Origin of the sequence: Idiomarina abyssalis (assembly GCF_900116625.1) — a bacterium.
GTDB lineage: Bacteria > Pseudomonadota > Gammaproteobacteria > Enterobacterales > Alteromonadaceae > Idiomarina > Idiomarina abyssalis.
The window spans coordinates 1-17,121 of sequence record NZ_FPBE01000011.1 but is presented as its reverse complement, the minus strand read 5'-3'; the positions used below and the strand labels follow the sequence as shown (position 1 = coordinate 17,121).

Genomic DNA, 17,121 nt, shown 5'->3' with positions numbered 1-17,121 from the left:
GACATCGACAAGCCGTTCATCATGCCAATCGAAGACGTATTCTCGATTTCAGGTCGTGGTACGGTAGTAACCGGTCGTGTAGAGCGCGGTATCGTGCGTACAGGCGACGAGTGTGAAATCGTTGGTATGAAAGACACCACGAAGACGACTGTTACTGGTGTTGAAATGTTCCGTAAGCTGCTTGACGAAGGTCGTGCAGGTGAGAACATCGGCGCCTTGTTGCGTGGTACGAAGCGTGACGAAGTAGAGCGTGGTCAGGTATTGGCGAAGCCAGGTACTATCACTCCGCATACTAAGTTCGAAGCAGAAGTTTACGTACTGAGCAAAGACGAAGGTGGCCGTCATACGCCATTCTTTAAAGGCTACCGTCCACAGTTCTACTTCCGTACAACGGACGTCACTGGTGCTGTAGAATTGCCAGAAGGCGTAGAAATGGTTATGCCTGGTGATAACCTGAAGTTTGTTGTGGAGCTGATTGCTCCAATCGCAATGGACGAAGGTCTGCGTTTCGCTATCCGTGAGGGTGGCCGTACCGTAGGTGCAGGCGTTGTATCAAAAATCATGGACTAATGCTGTCCTGTTGATTTTAAGAGCCCGGCTTCGGCCGGGCTTTTTTATGCCTGTAAAAGCCGACATGCGCGTCGGCTGGGCTTGCGTCAAAAACCATAATAGGTATAATACCGCGTCCAATCCTGCACCAATTGTAGGGTAGGCAAATTTAGGGGCGTAGTTCCAATTGGTAGAACAGCGGTCTCCAAAACCGACGGTTGGGGGTTCGAATCCCTCCGCCCCTGCCAGATTTTATTGATTCAAAGCGAAGACCGGTCGCAACTAGGATTAAAGAATGAGCGCAAATAACGAGACGCAGAGCAGTTCGTTGAACAGTTTGAAATGGATAATCGCAATCGCCCTTTTAGTTGTTGCTATTGGCGGTAATCACTATTACACAGAAGAAGTGTCGGTTTTATATCGCGCTATTGCTGTGGTTGTTTTAGTGGCCTTAGCAGGTTTCTTTGCGAGCACGACGACGAAAGGAAGAACCTTCCTGTCGTTTGCTAAAGAAAGCCGCACCGAAGTAAGAAAGGTTGTTTGGCCATCGCGTCAGGAAGCAACTCAGACCACGCTTATAGTTATTGTTGCCACTGTTATTGTTGCACTTATTCTTTGGGGCCTTGATGGGATCCTGGTTCGTGTGGTTGGCTTCTTAACCGGATTGGAGATTTAACCATGAGCGATAAGAAACGTTGGTACGTCGTACAAGCTTTTTCCGGTTATGAGGCACGTGTTGCCGAGTCTCTGAAAGAACATATCAAAATGCATGGTATGGAAGACAAGTTCGGCGAAATTCTTGTACCGAAAGAAGAAGTGGTTGAAATGCGCGGTGGCGTTCGTCGCAAAAGCGAGCGTAAATTCTTCCCAGGTTACGTTTTGGTCGAAATGGACATGGACGAAGATGCATGGCACTTAATTAAAAGCGTGCCCCGCGTACTTGGTTTTATCGGTGGCAGCAGTGACCGCCCAACCCCTATCTCCAAGAAAGAAGCTGACGCTATTCTGGATCGCTTACAAGATTCTGCAGACAAGCCTAAGCCTAAGACCTTGTTTGAGCCAGGCGAAGTGGTTCGCGTAAATGACGGACCTTTTGCTGACTTTAACGGTACGGTTGAAGAGGTTGATTACGAGAAAAGCCGTGTAACGGTTTCTGTTTCAATCTTTGGCCGCGCAACGCCAGTTGAGCTTGAGTTTGGTCAGATAGAAAAAGCTTGATCAAAAAAGCAGCAAGACAATGATTGATCTATGGCGCGAAGTCACTTATAATTCGCGTCCTTTTTTAACGGGAAGCCGTTAGAGTAACTTTCCTCTGAAAAGTTACGAGGCGTTAAACCCACAACAGAGGTAATTATCATGGCGAAGAAAGTATCGGCCATTATCAAATTACAGGTAGCTGCTGGTTCAGCTAACCCGTCACCGCCAGTTGGTCCTGCATTGGGTCAGCACGGTGTGAACATCATGGAATTCTGTAAAGCGTTCAACGCGCAAACCGATAGCCTTGAAAAAGGTGCGCCGGTTCCTGTTGAAATCACAGTCTTCGAAGACCGTTCATTCACATTTATTACTAAAACACCTCCTGCGTCTTTCTTATTGAAGAAAGCGGCTGGTATCAAAAGTGGTTCAGGCGAGCCAAACACCAAGAAAGTTGGTACGGTAACTCGCGCGCAATTAGAAGAAATTGCTAAGACTAAAGAACCTGACTTGACTGCTGCCGACATGGACGCAGCTGTACGCACTATCGCCGGCTCTGCTCGTGCGATGGGCTTGAACGTGGAGGGCTAATCAATGGCTAAATTAACAAAACGCGCTCGTATGATCGCAGAGAAAGTTGAAGCCCGTGATTACGATGTGAATGAAGCTATCACTCTGTTAAAAGAGTTAGCAACAGCAAAATTCACTGAAAGTGTTGATGTCGCAGTAAACTTAGGCATCGATGCTCGTAAATCTGACCAAAACGTTCGTGGTGCTACTGTACTGCCAAACGGTACTGGTCGTGACGTTCGCGTCGCTGTATTCACTTCAGGTGACAATGCAGAGAAAGCGAAAGAAGCCGGTGCTGACATCGTTGGTATGGAAGACCTGGCAGAGCAAGTTAAGAAAGGCGAGATGAACTTCGACGTAGTCGTGGCTTCGCCTGACGCAATGCGTGTAGTCGGTCAACTAGGTCAAATCTTAGGTCCACGCGGCCTGATGCCTAACCCGAAAACAGGTACTGTAACACCTGACGTAGCAACAGCGGTTAAAAACGCTAAAGCAGGTCAGGTTCGCTATCGCAACGACAAAAACGGTATTGTTCACGCAACAATCGGCCGTGTAGATTTCGATAACGACAAATTGAAAGAAAACCTTGAAGCCTTGTTGGCCGCTCTTAAGAAAGCGAAGCCTTCATCGGCTAAAGGTGTTTACTTAAAACGCATCAGCTTGTCTACAACGATGGGCGCTGGTGTAAGCATTGACCAGGCAACTGTAGCAGCGGTTTAATTCGCTCAGTTCGGTTAATGTAATGGTTTATGGGTTGGAGCTGCCGCGGCGTTGCTAAGTCGCAACAAAGCAAGGCTCCCGTCCAAGACCGTAGGTGTACCGCGAGTATCCCGGAATATTGGGTAGTGGCACTTAATTTCCTACGCAGATGGTGATATCCGACTCAGGCTCTCTGGGTAGAGAATCACCGTGACAACGCGGTGGGTTTATCCCACCTAATTGTAACGAGGGACTTCGGTCCCAAATTGAAAACGAGGTGATATCAGTGGCAATTGGTTTAGCCGGAAAGAAAGCCATCGTTAAGGAAGTTAACGAAGTTGCTTCAAATGCGCTAGCCGTCACCGTTGCTGAATATCGAGGCATCGAAGTAGCCGATATGACTGCGCTGCGCAAGAAAGCTCGTGAGCAGGGTATTTTCGTTAAAGTTGTACGAAATACACTAGCAAAACGCGCTTTTGAAGGCACACAGTTTGAAGACATGGGCGATGCACTTAAAGGACCTCTTGTTTATGGGTTTTCAATGGACGCACCGGGCACATCAGCTCGTTTGTTCAAAGACTTCTCAAAAGAAAACAAGAACTTGCAAGTGACAGCTCTGTCAATCGGTAATGGCATCATGGGTCCAGAAAAACTGGATGCAGTTGCTTCACTTCCGACTCGTGACGAAGCATTGGCTAAATTGCTCGCCACCTTCAAAGAACCTGTTAGCAAATTCGTTAAAACTGTTAACGAAGTACCTAGCAAGTTCGTTAGAACGTTGGCTGCAATTAAAGACGCTAAATAATACGTTGGTTTTTTTAACCATTTTTTGTAATTATCAACCCAGGAGTTTAGAGTAATGGCTCTGACTAAAGACGACATCTTAAACGCGATCGCTGAAATGCCAGTAATGGAACTGGTTGAATTGATCGAAGCAGCTGAAGAAAAATTCGGCGTTGACGCATCTGCAGCAGTAGCAGTAGCTGCTCCAGCAGCAGGCGGCGAAGCAGCAGCTGAAGAGAAAACTGAATTTGACGTAATGCTGAAAGCAGCTGGCGCTAACAAAGTTGCCGCTATCAAAGCTGTTCGCGGCGCAACTGGCCTTGGCTTGAAAGAAGCTAAAGCTATGGTTGAGTCTGCACCAGTAGCAGTCAAAGAAGGTGTAAGCAAAGACGAAGCTGAAGAGCTGAAAAAGCAGCTTGAAGAAGCTGGTGCGGAAGTTGAAGTTAAGTAATTTCACTTTTGTACGACATATGGCCTTTTAGGCCTTGGGCTGGTGGTTAATTAACCACCAGCCTTTTTGCGCTGTATCGCTTGTATCATTTTGCCCGACGTTGGATACAGATAAGCGAAAAAAGATAACAACGGGATCGACAGATAAAAGATTAATCTGTTTTTAACCATCGAACCACTCGTTGGTTAGGGTCATCAATCAGCTAGCTGAGGAACCCCATGGCGTACTCCTACTCTGAAAAAAAACGTATTCGTAAGGATTTCGGTAAACGACCTCAGGTCTTAGAAGTTCCTTATTTGCTGTCTATGCAGCTTGATTCATTTAAGAAATTTATTGAAGTCGATCCAGAAGCCAATAATGGTCTGGAAGCGGCTTTTCGTTCGGTTTTTCCTATTGCCAGTTATTCTGGTAATGCGGAACTGCAGTACGTCAGTTATCACATGGGTGAGCCGGCGTTTGACGTTGAAGAATGTCAAATCCGTGGCATTACCTACTCAGCACCATTGCGTGTGAAACTGCGTCTGGTGCTGTTTGATAAAGAAGCAGCTGCCGGTACAGTTAAAGACATTAAAGAACAAGAAGTGTACATGGGCGAAATTCCGTTAATGACAGAAAACGGAACTTTCGTTATCAATGGCACAGAGCGAGTTATCGTTTCTCAGCTCCACCGTTCACCTGGTGTGTTCTTTGATCACGATAAAGGTAAATCTCACTCGTCAGGTAAAGTCCTGTATAACGCGCGTGTTATTCCTTACCGTGGCTCTTGGTTGGATTTTGAATTTGATCCTAAAGACAACGTTTTTGTACGTATCGACCGTCGTCGTAAATTACCGGCGTCTATTATTCTTCGTGCATTGGAATACAGCACTGAAGAAATCCTCGATATGTTCTTCGACACTACTTACTTCGAGATCCTTAAAACTAAGGTGAAGATGCAGTTAGTGCCTGAGCGTCTGCGTGGCGAAACCGCCAAGTTTGACATTAAAGGCGCTGAAGGCGAAGTTTTGGTCGAAAAAGGCCGTCGTATCACCGCACGCCATATTCGCCAGCTTGAACAGCTGGGTATTAAAGAAATGGAAGTGCCGGCTGAATACATGGTTGGAAAAGTATTAGCGAAAGACTATGCCGACAAGAAAACCGGCGAAGTTGTTGGCCATGCTAACGATGTGCTGACTCTTGAGCTTATCGCTGAGCTTAGCGAAGCTGGTATTAAGAAAATTGAAACGCTGTTCGTCAATGATTTGGACCATGGTCCATACATGAGCGAAACCTTGCGTGTAGATTCAAGTAACAATCGCTTAGAAGCCTTAGTTGAAATCTACCGCATGATGCGCCCGGGCGAGCCACCAACGCGTGAAGCTGCAGAAACTCTGTTTGATAACTTGTTCTTCAGTGAAGAACGCTACGATTTATCAACAGTCGGTCGCATGAAGTTTAATCGTCGTTTAGGTCGTGATGACTTAAGTGGTGATAATACGTTATCCAGAGAAGACATCGTTGATGTCATGAAAAAGCTCATCGAAATCCGTAACGGTTTAGATGAAGTTGATGATATTGACCACCTGGGTAACCGCCGTATCCGTTCAGTCGGTGAAATGGCAGAAAACCAATTCCGTGTTGGTTTGGTACGTGTAGAACGTGCAGTAAAAGAACGCTTGTCGCTGGGTGATTTAGATAACACCATGCCACAGGATCTTATCAACGCGAAGCCAATTAGTGCCGCGGTTAAAGAGTTCTTTGGCTCAAGCCAGCTGTCGCAATTCATGGACCAAAACAACCCATTGTCAGAAGTGACGCACAAACGTCGTATCTCTGCGTTAGGTCCGGGTGGTTTGACTCGTGAACGTGCAGGCTTCGAAGTTCGTGACGTACACCCAACGCACTATGGTCGTTTGTGCCCAATCGAAACGCCGGAAGGACCGAACATCGGTCTGATTAACTCGCTGTCTACGTTCTCGCGTACCAACGAATATGGCTTTTTAGAAACGCCTTATCGTCGTATAGAGAATGGTGTTGTAACAGACGATGTTAATTACTTGTCGGCTATTGAAGAAGGCAACTATGTTATCGCTCAGGCGAACGTAGGGCTGAACGACAAAGGCGAATTGACAGAAGATTTAGTGCCATGCCGTCATAAAAACGAATTTACGCTGATGAGTAAAGAGCAAGTCCAGTACATGGATGTTGCCCCACAGCAGATCGTTTCTATTGCAGCAAGCATGATTCCGTTCCTGGAACACGATGATGCTAACCGAGCCTTGATGGGCTCGAACATGCAACGTCAGGCTGTACCGACTTTACGCGCAGATAAGCCGTTAGTTGGTACTGGTATCGAACGCACAATCGCAGTTGACTCCGGTGTTACCGTTGTTGCTAAGCGTGGCGGTGTGGTCGACTACGTAGATGCCAGTCGTATCGTTGTTAAGGTTAACGAAGAAGAGATGGTTCCGGGTGAAGCGGGCATCGACATTTATAACCTGACCAAATACACGCGTTCTAACCAGAACACTTGTATTAACCAGAAACCGACTGTGAATCCAGGCGAACCTGTGACTCGCGGTGACGTTTTAGCTGACGGTCCGTCAACTGACTTAGGTGAACTCGCACTGGGTCAGAACATGCGCGTGGCCTTCATGCCTTGGAATGGTTATAACTTCGAGGATTCGATTCTGATTTCTGAGCGCGTAGCGCAAGAAGATCGGATGACAACCATCCATATTCAAGAATTAAACTGTGTTGCTCGTGATACCAAATTGGGTGCTGAGGAAATTACCTCTGATATACCAAACGTTGGTGAATCTGCATTAGGCAAGCTGGATGAGTCCGGTGTTGTTTATGTCGGTGCAGAAGTTAACGGCGGCGACATTCTGGTTGGTAAAGTAACGCCTAAAGGTGAAACTCAGTTAACGCCTGAAGAGAAGCTTTTGAGAGCAATCTTCGGTGAGAAAGCGTCTGATGTTAAAGACAGCTCACTGCGTGTTCCAAATGGTGTTAACGGTACTGTTATTGACGTGCAAGTATTCACTCGTGACGGCGTAGAAAAAGACAAGCGTGCGGTAGCGATTGAAGAAATGCAGCTGGCTAAGGTTAAGAAAGACCTGACAGAAGAATTTAAGATTCTTGAAGAAGGTATTTACAACCGTGCTCGTAACCTGTTGCTAAGTAATGGCTTTGATGAAGCCAAGCTGGCAAGTGTGGATCGTGCAAGCTGGTTAACTCAAGACTTAGGTAACGAAGACGCTCAGGCTCAACTTGAGCAAATTGCTGAGCAGTATCAGCAAATTCGCGATGACTTCGACACTAAGTTTGAGACTAAACGTCGCAAGATCACTCAAGGCGATGATTTAGCGCCGGGTGTTCTGAAAATCGTTAAAGTTTACTTAGCAGTCCGTCGTAGCATTCAGCCTGGTGATAAGCTGGCTGGCCGTCACGGTAACAAAGGTGTTATCTCAACTATCATCCCTGTGGAAGACATGCCGCACGATGATGAAGGTAACCCAGTAGATATCGTATTGAACCCGTTGGGTGTACCTTCGCGGATGAACATCGGTCAGATTCTGGAAACGCACTTAGGTATGGCTGCGCGCGGTATCGGTAGCAAGATTGATAAGATGCTGAAACAGCAGCGTGCTATCAAAGAATTGCGTGATTTCTTACAGCAAGTGTATGACTTAGGCGAATGTCGCCAGAAAGTCGACATTAGTGAGTTTTCTGATGATGAAGTCATGCGTTTAGCCGGTAACTTGAAAGCGGGTCTGCCTACTGCTACACCAGTATTTGATGGTGCAGTGGAAGAAGAAATTAAAGCGTTGTTGAAGCTGGCAGACTTACCTGAATCAGGTCAGATTCCGTTATTTGACGGTCGTACTGGTGATAAATTTGAACGTGACGTAACTGTTGGTTACATGTACATGCTCAAATTGAACCACTTGGTTGACGATAAGATGCACGCACGTTCAACTGGCTCGTACAGCTTGGTTACTCAACAACCACTGGGTGGTAAAGCTCAGTTTGGTGGTCAGCGCTTCGGTGAGATGGAAGTGTGGGCACTGGAAGCATATGGTGCGGCTTATACCTTGCAAGAAATGTTGACAGTTAAGTCGGACGACGTGAACGGTCGTACGAAGATGTACAAAAACATTGTCGACAACAACTTGCAGATGGAAGCGGGCATGCCGGAATCCTTCAACGTATTGTTGAAAGAAATCCGCTCGCTGGGCATCAATATCGAGCTAGAACAGAACTAAGACGCTGTTGCTGGAATAAATTGGGGGAGTGCTTGCGCTCCCCGTAGGTTGAACTCCGACAGGAGATAAATCGTGAAAGACTTGCTGAAGCTTTTAAAGCCGACGAATCAGGCAGAAGAGTTTGATGGTATTCGCATCGCTCTTTCGTCTCCAGATATGATCCGTAGTTGGTCATATGGTGAGGTGAAAAAACCTGAGACTATTAATTACCGTACCTTCAAACCTGAACGTGATGGTTTGTTCTGTGCTCGTATTTTTGGTCCGGTAAAAGACTATGAGTGCTTGTGTGGTAAATACAAGCGCCTGAAACACCGTGGTGTTATTTGTGAAAAGTGTGGCGTAGAAGTCACCTTGACTAAAGTACGCCGTGAGCGCATGGGTCACATTGAGCTGGCGAGCCCAGTTGCCCATATCTGGTTCCTTAAATCATTACCTTCGCGTATTGGTTTAATGCTGGATATGACGCTGCGTGACATCGAGCGTGTACTTTACTTTGAATCTTACGTTGTAACTGAAGGTGGCTTAACGTCTCTGGAGCAGGGTCAAATTCTGACAGAAGACGAATACTTAGACGCACTTGAAGAACACGGTGATGAATTTGACGCCAAAATGGGTGCAGAAGCTGTTCTGGATCTATTACGTGCTGTGGATATCGACGGCGATATTCAGAAGTTGCGCGAAGAGTTACCTGAGACTAATTCAGAAACTAAACGTAAGAAAATCAGCAAACGACTGAAGTTACTAGAGGCTTTCCAGGTATCAGGCAATAAGCCTGAGTGGATGATCTTAAAAGTACTCCCAATCCTGCCACCAGACTTGCGTCCGTTGGTACCTTTGGATGGTGGTCGTTTTGCGACATCGGATCTTAACGACTTATATCGTCGCGTTATTAACCGTAACAACCGTTTGAAGCGCTTATTAGACCTTGCTGCACCAGATATTATTGTGCGCAACGAAAAACGTATGCTTCAGGAAGCGGTTGATGCGTTGTTAGATAACGGTCGTCGTGGTCGTGCTATTACTGGTTCTAACAAGCGTCCTCTGAAATCTTTGGCAGACATGATCAAAGGTAAACAGGGTCGTTTCCGTCAGAACTTGCTGGGTAAACGTGTTGACTACTCAGGCCGTTCGGTTATTACCGTTGGTCCTAAGTTACGACTGCACCAGTGTGGTTTACCTAAGAAGATGGCTCTGGAACTGTTCAAGCCGTTCATCTACGGTAAATTAGAGCGTCGTGGTTTAGCGACAACCATTAAAGCAGCGAAGAAAATGGTTGAGCGCGAAACGGCAGAAGTTTGGGACGTACTTGATGAAGTCATCAAAGAACACCCAGTACTGCTTAACCGTGCACCGACACTTCACCGTTTGGGTATCCAGGCGTTTGAACCGGTACTGATTGAAGGTAAAGCCATTCAGTTGCACCCATTGGTCTGTGCGGCTTATAACGCCGACTTTGACGGTGACCAAATGGCTGTGCACTTGCCGCTGACGCTAGAAGCGCAGTTAGAAGCACGTGCGTTGATGATGTCTACCAACAACGTACTGTCACCAGCAAGTGGCGATCCAATCATCGTTCCTTCGCAGGACGTTGTACTTGGTCTTTATTACATGACCAAAGAAAAAATCAACGGTAAAGGCGAAGGCATGATTTTCAAAGATCCGAACGAGGTTGAAAAAGCCTATCGTACGGGTCAAGTCGAGTTACACAGTCGCGTTAAAGTGCGTATCACCGATACCACCATTGATGAAGACGGTAACCGCACAACGAAAACAGAATTGCGCGATACCACCTGTGGCCGTGCCATTTTGTCACTGATTATGCCAGAAGGTCTGCCGTTTGAGCTGATCAACCAGGCTATGGGTAAAAAGCCAATTGGTCGTATGCTGAACCAGGCATACCGTGACCTTGGTTTGAAAGATACGGTTATTTTTGCTGACCAAATTATGTATACCGGTTTCCATTATGCAATGGTCTCAGGTGCATCTGTCGGTATTAATGACATGGTTATCCCTGAAGCGAAGAAAGAAATTGTTTCTGCAGCAGAAGATGAAGTTGCTGAAATTCAGGAACAGTTCGAGTCAGGCCTGGTAACTGCGGGTGAGAAATACAACAAAGTTATCGATATTTGGTCAACTGCTAACGAGAAAGTCTCGAAAGCAATGATGGATAACCTGTCGAAAGAAATCGTTAAAAATAAAGACGGTGAAGACGAAGAGCAAGCGTCATTCAACTCGGTCTTTATGATGGCGGATTCAGGCGCTCGTGGTAGCCCCGCACAGATTCGTCAGTTGGCTGGTATGCGTGGTTTGATGGCTAAGCCAGATGGCTCAATCATCGAGACGCCAATCGTGGCTAACTTCCGTGAAGGTTTGAACGTACTTCAGTACTTCATCTCTACGCACGGTGCGCGTAAAGGTTTGGCCGATACGGCACTGAAGACAGCGAACTCAGGTTACCTGACGCGTCGTCTGGTTGACGTATCGCAAGACGTTGTGATCATGGAAGAAGACTGTGGCACATACGAAGGTCTTTACATGAAACCGTTGATTGAAGGCGGAGACGTGGTAGAGCCATTGCGTGAACGTGTACTGGGTCGAGTACTTTGTGAGCCGGTAATGAAGCCTGGCAGCGAAGAAGAGTTGCTTCCAAGAAACACATTACTTGATGAGAAAATGTGTGACTTGTTAGAAGAGAACTCTATCGACGAGGTTAAAGTTCGTTCGGTTATCACCTGTGATACAGACTTTGGTGTTTGTTCGCACTGTTACGGTCGTGACCTGGCTCGTGGCCACATGGTTAACCAGGGTGAAGCGGTTGGTGTTATTGCAGCACAGTCAATCGGTGAGCCGGGTACACAGTTAACCATGCGTACCTTCCACATTGGTGGTGCGGCATCTCGTGCGACAGCTGAAAACAACATTCAGGTGAAAAACCCTGGCTCTATCAAGCTGCACAACGCCAAGTGGGTTGTAAACAGCGATAAAGCACACGTTATTACATCACGTTCAACCGAGCTAACGCTGATTGACGAGTATGGTCGTGAGCGTGAACGTTACAAAGTACCTTACGGTGCGGTTCTGAAGAAAGGTGAAGGCGACCCAGTAGACGGCGGCGAAACTGTTGCTAACTGGGACCCGCACACGCACCCAATCATTACCGAGGTAGAAGGTCGCATTAAGTTTGTTGATTTGATTGATGGCGTCACTATGACACGTCAAACGGATGAGCTGACTGGCCTTTCAAGCATCGTTGTACTGGAAACTGGTCAACGTACCAGTGCCGGTAAAGACATGCGTCCAATGGTTAAGTTGGTTGATGCTAAAGGCAACGACGTAAACATCGCAGGTACTGACATTCCGGCGCAATACTTCTTGCCGGGTAACGCTATCATTAACCTGGAAGATAATTCCGAGGTTAGAATTGGTGATACCTTAGCGCGTATTCCACAGGAAGGTTCTAAGACTCGCGATATTACCGGTGGTCTGCCACGAGTTGCTGACTTGTTCGAAGCGCGTAAGCCAAAAGAACCAGCAATTCTTGCAGAGAAAACAGGTACAGTTTCCTTCGGTAAAGAAACCAAAGGTAAACGCCGTTTATTGATCACCCCAACAGACGGTGGCGATCAGCACGAAGAGATGATTCCGAAGTGGCGTCAGCTGAACGTGTTCGAAGGTGAGCAAGTGACTAAAGGTGAAGTTATCGCCGATGGTCCTGAAGCACCTCACGATATTCTCCGCCTACGTGGCGTTAGTGCTGTGGCTAACTACATCGTTAATGAAGTGCAGGAAGTTTATCGCCTGCAAGGTGTAAAAATTAACGATAAGCACATTGAAACTATTGTTCGTCAAATGCTGCGTAAAGCCCTTATTTTACGTGCTGGCGATACTAACTTGCTGGAAGGCGAGATGGTTGAAATGTCAGAAGTGTTAGCCGCTAACGCAAAAGCGGAAGCGGATGGTAAGAAACCAGCAACGTTTGAACGTCAGTTGTTGGGTATTACCAAGGCATCGTTGTCGACTGAATCGTTTATTTCAGCGGCTTCGTTCCAGGAAACAACGCGTGTTCTTACCGAAGCAGCAGTTGGCGGTAAGAAAGACAGCTTACGTGGACTGAAAGAAAACGTAATTGTTGGTCGTCTGATTCCTGCGGGTACAGGTTACTCATATCACAAAGAGCGCATGCAGCGTCGACTGGATGAACTGAATGTTGATATCGAGCCAACCATGACTGCAGAGCAGGCAGAGCAACAACTTGCGGATGCCTTAAATGCTGGAAATAGTTCTGCAGGTGATGATTCTGCAGAATAATTAGCGAACGTTTTTAACGTTCGTGTACAGAAGCCGGTACTGTAAAAGTGCCGGCTTCTTTTGTATAGCCTTGACAGGCGAAAATATGACCATTAGAATTTCCGCTCCCGATTTTCGGGATCCGACTTTCAGTGGTCGGAAGAAAGCGATTTTTCACGCTCTATACACGTGGTAAAAAGCGACATCAACTAAACTAGGAGTAATGAATGGCAACAGTTAATCAGCTGGTGCGTAAAGGCCGTCAAAAGCCCGTTGTGAAAAGCAACGTTCCGGCTCTTGAAGCGTGCCCTCAAAAACGCGGTGTATGTACCCGTGTTTACACAACTACGCCAAAGAAACCGAACTCAGCAATGCGTAAAGTTTGCCGTGTTCGTTTAACGAACGGTTACGAAGTTTCTTCGTACATCGGTGGCGAAGGTCACAACTTACAAGAACACTCAGTCGTACTAATTCGTGGCGGTCGTGTAAAAGACTTGCCAGGTGTGCGTTATCACACAGTACGCGGAGCACTTGACTGCTCTGGTGTTAATGACCGTAAACAAGGTCGTTCTAAGTACGGCGCGAAGCGGCCTAAATCTTAACGGTTCTCCGTTAGTAAGGCCAAACTGTCGTATACGTTTTGGGTAATACCCTGAATTAATCGGAGAATATTGAGATGCCAAGAAGACGCGTCATAGGTCAACGTAAAATCCTTCCAGATCCTAAGTTCGGATCTGAATTGTTGGCCAAATTTATCAATGTCGTCATGGTTGACGGCAAGAAAGCAGTCGCTGAAAAAATTATTTACGGTGCATTGGACATCCTGGCAGACAAGTCAGGTAAAGATCATCTGGAAGTTTTTGATACAGCATTAGAAAACGTTCGCCCTACAGTCGAGGTTAAATCTCGTCGTGTTGGCGGTTCTACGTATCAGGTTCCGGTTGAAGTTCGTCCAGTTCGTCGTAACGCACTGGCTATGCGCTGGTTAGTTGATGCAGCGCGCACCCGTGGTGAAAAATCTATGTCGCAGCGTCTGGCAGCTGAAATGCTAGATGCATCGGAAAACAAAGGGTCAGCTGTGAAGAAACGTGAAGACGTTCACCGCATGGCAGAAGCAAACAAAGCGTTTGCTCACTATCGCTGGTAATTCACAGTTAACCTAGAAGGAGTTTATTGTGGCTCGTAAGACTTCCATTGAGCGCTATCGTAATATCGGTATCTGTGCTCACGTAGACGCCGGTAAAACAACCACAACTGAACGTGTGTTGTTTTATACAGGCTTGTCTCACAAAATTGGTGAGGTGCACGATGGTGCAGCCACCATGGACTGGATGGAGCAAGAACAAGAGCGTGGTATCACTATCACGTCGGCAGCTACCACCTGTTTCTGGCAGGGTATGGACAAGCAGTTCCCTGAGCATCGTGTAAACATCATCGATACTCCTGGACACGTTGACTTCACTATCGAAGTTGAACGTTCTCTGCGTGTTCTTGACGGTGCTGTTGTTGTACTTTGTGCATCATCTGGTGTCCAGCCTCAAACTGAAACAGTTTGGCGTCAGGCAAACAAATATGAAGTACCGCGCATGGTATTCGTCAACAAGATGGACCGTGCAGGCGCAGACTTCTTATCTGTTGTTCACCAAATGAAAACGCGTTTGGCGGCTCAGGCTGTTCCGATGCAGTTACCAGTAGGCGCAGAAGACAACTTCCGCGGCGTAGTGGACTTAGTTAAAATGAAGTTCATCAACTGGAGCGAAGAAGACATGGGTACTTCATTCACTTATGAAGATATCCCTGCCGAGATGGTTGATGAATGCGAAAAATATCATGCTGAGTTAGTAGAAGCTGCGGCTGAAGCTAACGAAGAATTGATGACTAAATACCTGGAAGAAGGTGAGTTAACCGAAGACGAAATCAAGCAAGGCTTGCGTACTCGTACTCTGGCTAATGACCTCTGTCTGGTTTCTTGTGGTTCTGCGTTCAAAAACAAAGGTGTTCAGGCAGTGCTTGACGCTGTTATTGAATACTTGCCATCGCCAACAGAAGTTAAGCCTATTACCGGTATTTTGGATGATGAATCTGAAGGCGTACGTAAGTCGTCTGATGAAGAACCATTCTCAGCTCTGGCGTTTAAAATTGCGACTGACCCATTTGTTGGTACCTTGACGTTCGTTCGCGTTTACTCTGGTGTATTGAACCAGGGCGACGGTGTTGTTAACCCAGTTAAGAACAAAAAAGAACGCGTTGGCCGTATGGTACAGATGCACTCAAACAGCCGTGAAGAGATCAAAGAAGTTCGCGCAGGTGACATCGCCGCACTGATTGGTCTTAAAGACGTTACTACTGGTGACACGCTGTGTGATCCAGCTCATAAAATCACACTTGAGCGTATGGAGTTCCCTGAACCGGTTATTTCGGTTGCAGTAGAGCCAAAAACCAAAGCTGACCAGGAAAAAATGGGTATTGCTTTAGGTAAACTGGCAGCAGAAGATCCATCGTTCCGTGTTAAGACAGACGAAGAATCTGGCCAGACAATCATTTCTGGTATGGGTGAACTTCACCTGGATATCCTCGTTGACCGTATGAAACGTGAATTCAAGGTTGAATGTAACGTAGGTCAGCCTCAGGTTGCTTATCGCGAAGCAATTCGTGAGTCAGTTGAAGTCGAAGGCAAATTCGTACGTCAATCAGGTGGTCGTGGTCAGTTTGGTCACGTTTGGATTAAACTTGAACCGATGACTATCGAAGAAGACGATAACGGCGATGACGTTATTTACAAATTCGTGAACGAAATTGTGGGTGGTGTTGTACCGAAAGAGTACATCCCTGCGGTAGACAAGGGTATCCAAGAACAGATGCAACAAGGCGTCTTGGCTGGCTATCCTGTACTGGGTGTTAAAGCGACGCTGTATGACGGTTCCTACCACGATGTCGACTCTTCTGAAATGGCATTTAAAATTGCTGGTAGCATGGCCTTCAAAAAAGGTGCATTACAAGCTAACCCAGCATTGTTAGAGCCAACAATGAAAGTTGAAGTTATCACTCCGGAAGAATCTATGGGTGATGTCGTTGGTGACTTGAACCGTCGCCGCGGTCTTATCGATGGTATGGAAGAAGCTCCGGGTGGCTTGAAAGCAGTTAATGCTCAAGTGCCACTGTCAGAGATGTTCGGTTACGCGACAGACTTGCGTTCACAAACGCAGGGTCGTGCATCCTACTCTATGGAGTTTCTGAAATACTCTGAAGCGCCAAACAACATTGCTGAAAAAGTAATGGCGGAGCGTAACGCTAAATAAGTAAGGTCTGGTCCGGTTCTTTCGAGGCCGGGCTTTTAACTTAAGTTTGAGGATATATCATGTCTAAAGAAAAATTTGAACGTTCGAAGCCGCACGTAAACGTCGGCACCATTGGTCATGTTGACCACGGTAAAACTACACTGACTGCTGCTATCACAACAGTTTTGGCAAAAGTTTATGGTGGTGCGGCGAAAGACTTCGCAGCCATCGATAACGCGCCAGAAGAGAAAGAGCGTGGTATTACTATTTCAACGTCACACGTTGAATATGACACGCCATCTCGTCACTACGCGCACGTAGACTGCCCGGGGCACGCTGACTATGTTAAAAACATGATCACCGGTGCTGCACAGATGGACGGCGCAATTCTGGTAGTAGCGGCAACAGACGGCCCAATGCCACAGACTCGTGAGCACATCCTGCTTTCACGTCAGGTTGGCGTTCCTTACATCGTAGTATTCATGAACAAATGTGACATGGTAGACGATGAAGAGCTGTTAGAGCTGGTAGAAATGGAAGTTCGTGAGTTGTTGTCAGAGTATGACTTCCCGGGCGACGACCTGCCAGTGATTCAGGGCTCAGCACTTAAGGCGCTGGAAGGCGACGAAGACTGGGCGAAGAAAATTGTTGAGTTAGCGGATGCGCTGGATTCCTACATCCCAGAGCCAGAGCGTGACATCGACAAGCCGTTCATCATGCCAATCGAAGACGTATTCTCGATTTCAGGTCGTGGTACGGTAGTAACCGGTCGTGTAGAGCGCGGTATCGTTCGTACAGGCGACGAGTGTGAAATCGTTGGTATGAAGGACACCACTAAGACGACTGTTACTGGTGTTGAAATGTTCCGTAAGCTGCTTGACGAAGGTCGTGCAGGTGAGAACATCGGTGCCTTGTTGCGTGGTACGAAGCGTGACGAAGTAGAGCGTGGTCAGGTATTGGCGAAGCCGGGTACTATCACTCCGCATACTAAGTTCGAAGCAGAAGTTTACGTACTGAGCAAAGACGAAGGTGGCCGTCATACGCCATTCTTTAAAGGCTACCG

General features: G+C 46.9%; 13 protein-coding genes and 1 tRNA gene. All 14 read left to right on the top strand.

What is annotated here, in order from left to right:
- A partial coding sequence (locus tag BM359_RS12985) for an EF-Tu C-terminal domain-related protein (protein WP_268766559.1) occupies positions 1 to 570 on the top strand: 570 nt, incomplete at its 5' end.
- 150 nt (positions 571 to 720) lie between these two features.
- Positions 721 to 797 (top strand) — tRNA-Trp (locus tag BM359_RS12980).
- Positions 798 to 844: 47 nt separating this feature from the next.
- Complete coding sequence (gene secE / locus BM359_RS12975; protein WP_054491338.1) at positions 845 to 1,225, top strand: preprotein translocase subunit SecE; 381 nt, start codon at positions 845 to 847, stop codon at positions 1,223 to 1,225.
- Positions 1,226 to 1,227: 2 nt separating this feature from the next.
- Complete coding sequence (gene nusG / locus BM359_RS12970) at positions 1,228 to 1,767, top strand: transcription termination/antitermination protein NusG (RefSeq protein ID WP_054491337.1); 540 nt, start codon at positions 1,228 to 1,230, stop codon at positions 1,765 to 1,767.
- 138 nt (positions 1,768 to 1,905) lie between these two features.
- A complete protein-coding gene (rplK, locus tag BM359_RS12965) occupies positions 1,906 to 2,334 on the top strand; it encodes a 50S ribosomal protein L11 (protein ID WP_011233603.1) in 429 nt (142 codons plus the stop codon).
- Positions 2,335 to 2,337: 3 nt separating this feature from the next.
- Entirely contained in the window at positions 2,338 to 3,033 is a 696-nt protein-coding gene (rplA, locus tag BM359_RS12960; RefSeq protein ID WP_054491336.1) for a 50S ribosomal protein L1, read from the top strand.
- Positions 3,034 to 3,298: 265 nt separating this feature from the next.
- Positions 3,299 to 3,817, top strand: coding sequence for a 50S ribosomal protein L10 (gene rplJ, locus BM359_RS12955; RefSeq protein ID WP_054491335.1), 519 nt, complete (start codon positions 3,299 to 3,301; stop codon positions 3,815 to 3,817).
- A 54-nt stretch (positions 3,818 to 3,871) separates the two neighbouring features.
- A complete protein-coding gene (rplL, locus tag BM359_RS12950; protein ID WP_054491334.1) occupies positions 3,872 to 4,246 on the top strand; it encodes a 50S ribosomal protein L7/L12 in 375 nt (124 codons plus the stop codon).
- A 218-nt stretch (positions 4,247 to 4,464) separates the two neighbouring features.
- Entirely contained in the window at positions 4,465 to 8,493 is a 4,029-nt protein-coding gene (gene rpoB, locus BM359_RS12945; RefSeq protein WP_054491333.1) for a DNA-directed RNA polymerase subunit beta, read from the top strand.
- Between the two features lie 72 nt (positions 8,494 to 8,565).
- Positions 8,566 to 12,801 carry a DNA-directed RNA polymerase subunit beta' gene (rpoC, locus tag BM359_RS12940; RefSeq protein ID WP_054491332.1) on the top strand — a complete coding sequence of 1,412 codons (4,236 nt, stop codon included), beginning with the start codon at positions 8,566 to 8,568 and terminating at the stop codon, positions 12,799 to 12,801.
- A 206-nt stretch (positions 12,802 to 13,007) separates the two neighbouring features.
- The gene (gene rpsL / locus BM359_RS12935; protein ID WP_006956845.1) at positions 13,008 to 13,382 is read left to right on the top strand and encodes a 30S ribosomal protein S12; all 375 of its coding nucleotides are present in this window, start codon (positions 13,008 to 13,010) and stop codon (positions 13,380 to 13,382) included.
- Between the two features lie 74 nt (positions 13,383 to 13,456).
- Positions 13,457 to 13,927 carry a 30S ribosomal protein S7 gene (gene rpsG / locus BM359_RS12930; RefSeq protein WP_054491331.1) on the top strand — a complete coding sequence of 157 codons (471 nt, stop codon included), beginning with the start codon at positions 13,457 to 13,459 and terminating at the stop codon, positions 13,925 to 13,927.
- Positions 13,928 to 13,955: 28 nt separating this feature from the next.
- Positions 13,956 to 16,079 carry an elongation factor G gene (fusA, locus tag BM359_RS12925; protein WP_054491330.1) on the top strand — a complete coding sequence of 708 codons (2,124 nt, stop codon included), beginning with the start codon at positions 13,956 to 13,958 and terminating at the stop codon, positions 16,077 to 16,079.
- Positions 16,080 to 16,138: 59 nt separating this feature from the next.
- The coding region (tuf, locus tag BM359_RS12920; RefSeq protein ID WP_074930896.1) for an elongation factor Tu at positions 16,139 to 17,121 on the top strand (983 nt) is incomplete at its 3' end.

Bases quoted from the DNA above. Each gene is read 5' to 3' on its own strand.
- secE (WP_054491338.1), top strand. From the start codon at position 845: ATGAGCGCAAATAACGAGACGCAGAGCAGTTCGTTGAACAGTTTGAAA.
- nusG (WP_054491337.1), top strand. From the start codon at position 1,228: ATGAGCGATAAGAAACGTTGGTACGTCGTACAAGCTTTTTCCGGTTAT.
- rplK (WP_011233603.1), top strand. From the start codon at position 1,906: ATGGCGAAGAAAGTATCGGCCATTATCAAATTACAGGTAGCTGCTGGT.
- rplA (WP_054491336.1), top strand. From the start codon at position 2,338: ATGGCTAAATTAACAAAACGCGCTCGTATGATCGCAGAGAAAGTTGAA.
- rplL (WP_054491334.1), top strand. From the start codon at position 3,872: ATGGCTCTGACTAAAGACGACATCTTAAACGCGATCGCTGAAATGCCA.
- rpoB (WP_054491333.1), top strand. From the start codon at position 4,465: ATGGCGTACTCCTACTCTGAAAAAAAACGTATTCGTAAGGATTTCGGT.
- rpsL (WP_006956845.1), top strand. From the start codon at position 13,008: ATGGCAACAGTTAATCAGCTGGTGCGTAAAGGCCGTCAAAAGCCCGTT.
- rpsG (WP_054491331.1), top strand. From the start codon at position 13,457: ATGCCAAGAAGACGCGTCATAGGTCAACGTAAAATCCTTCCAGATCCT.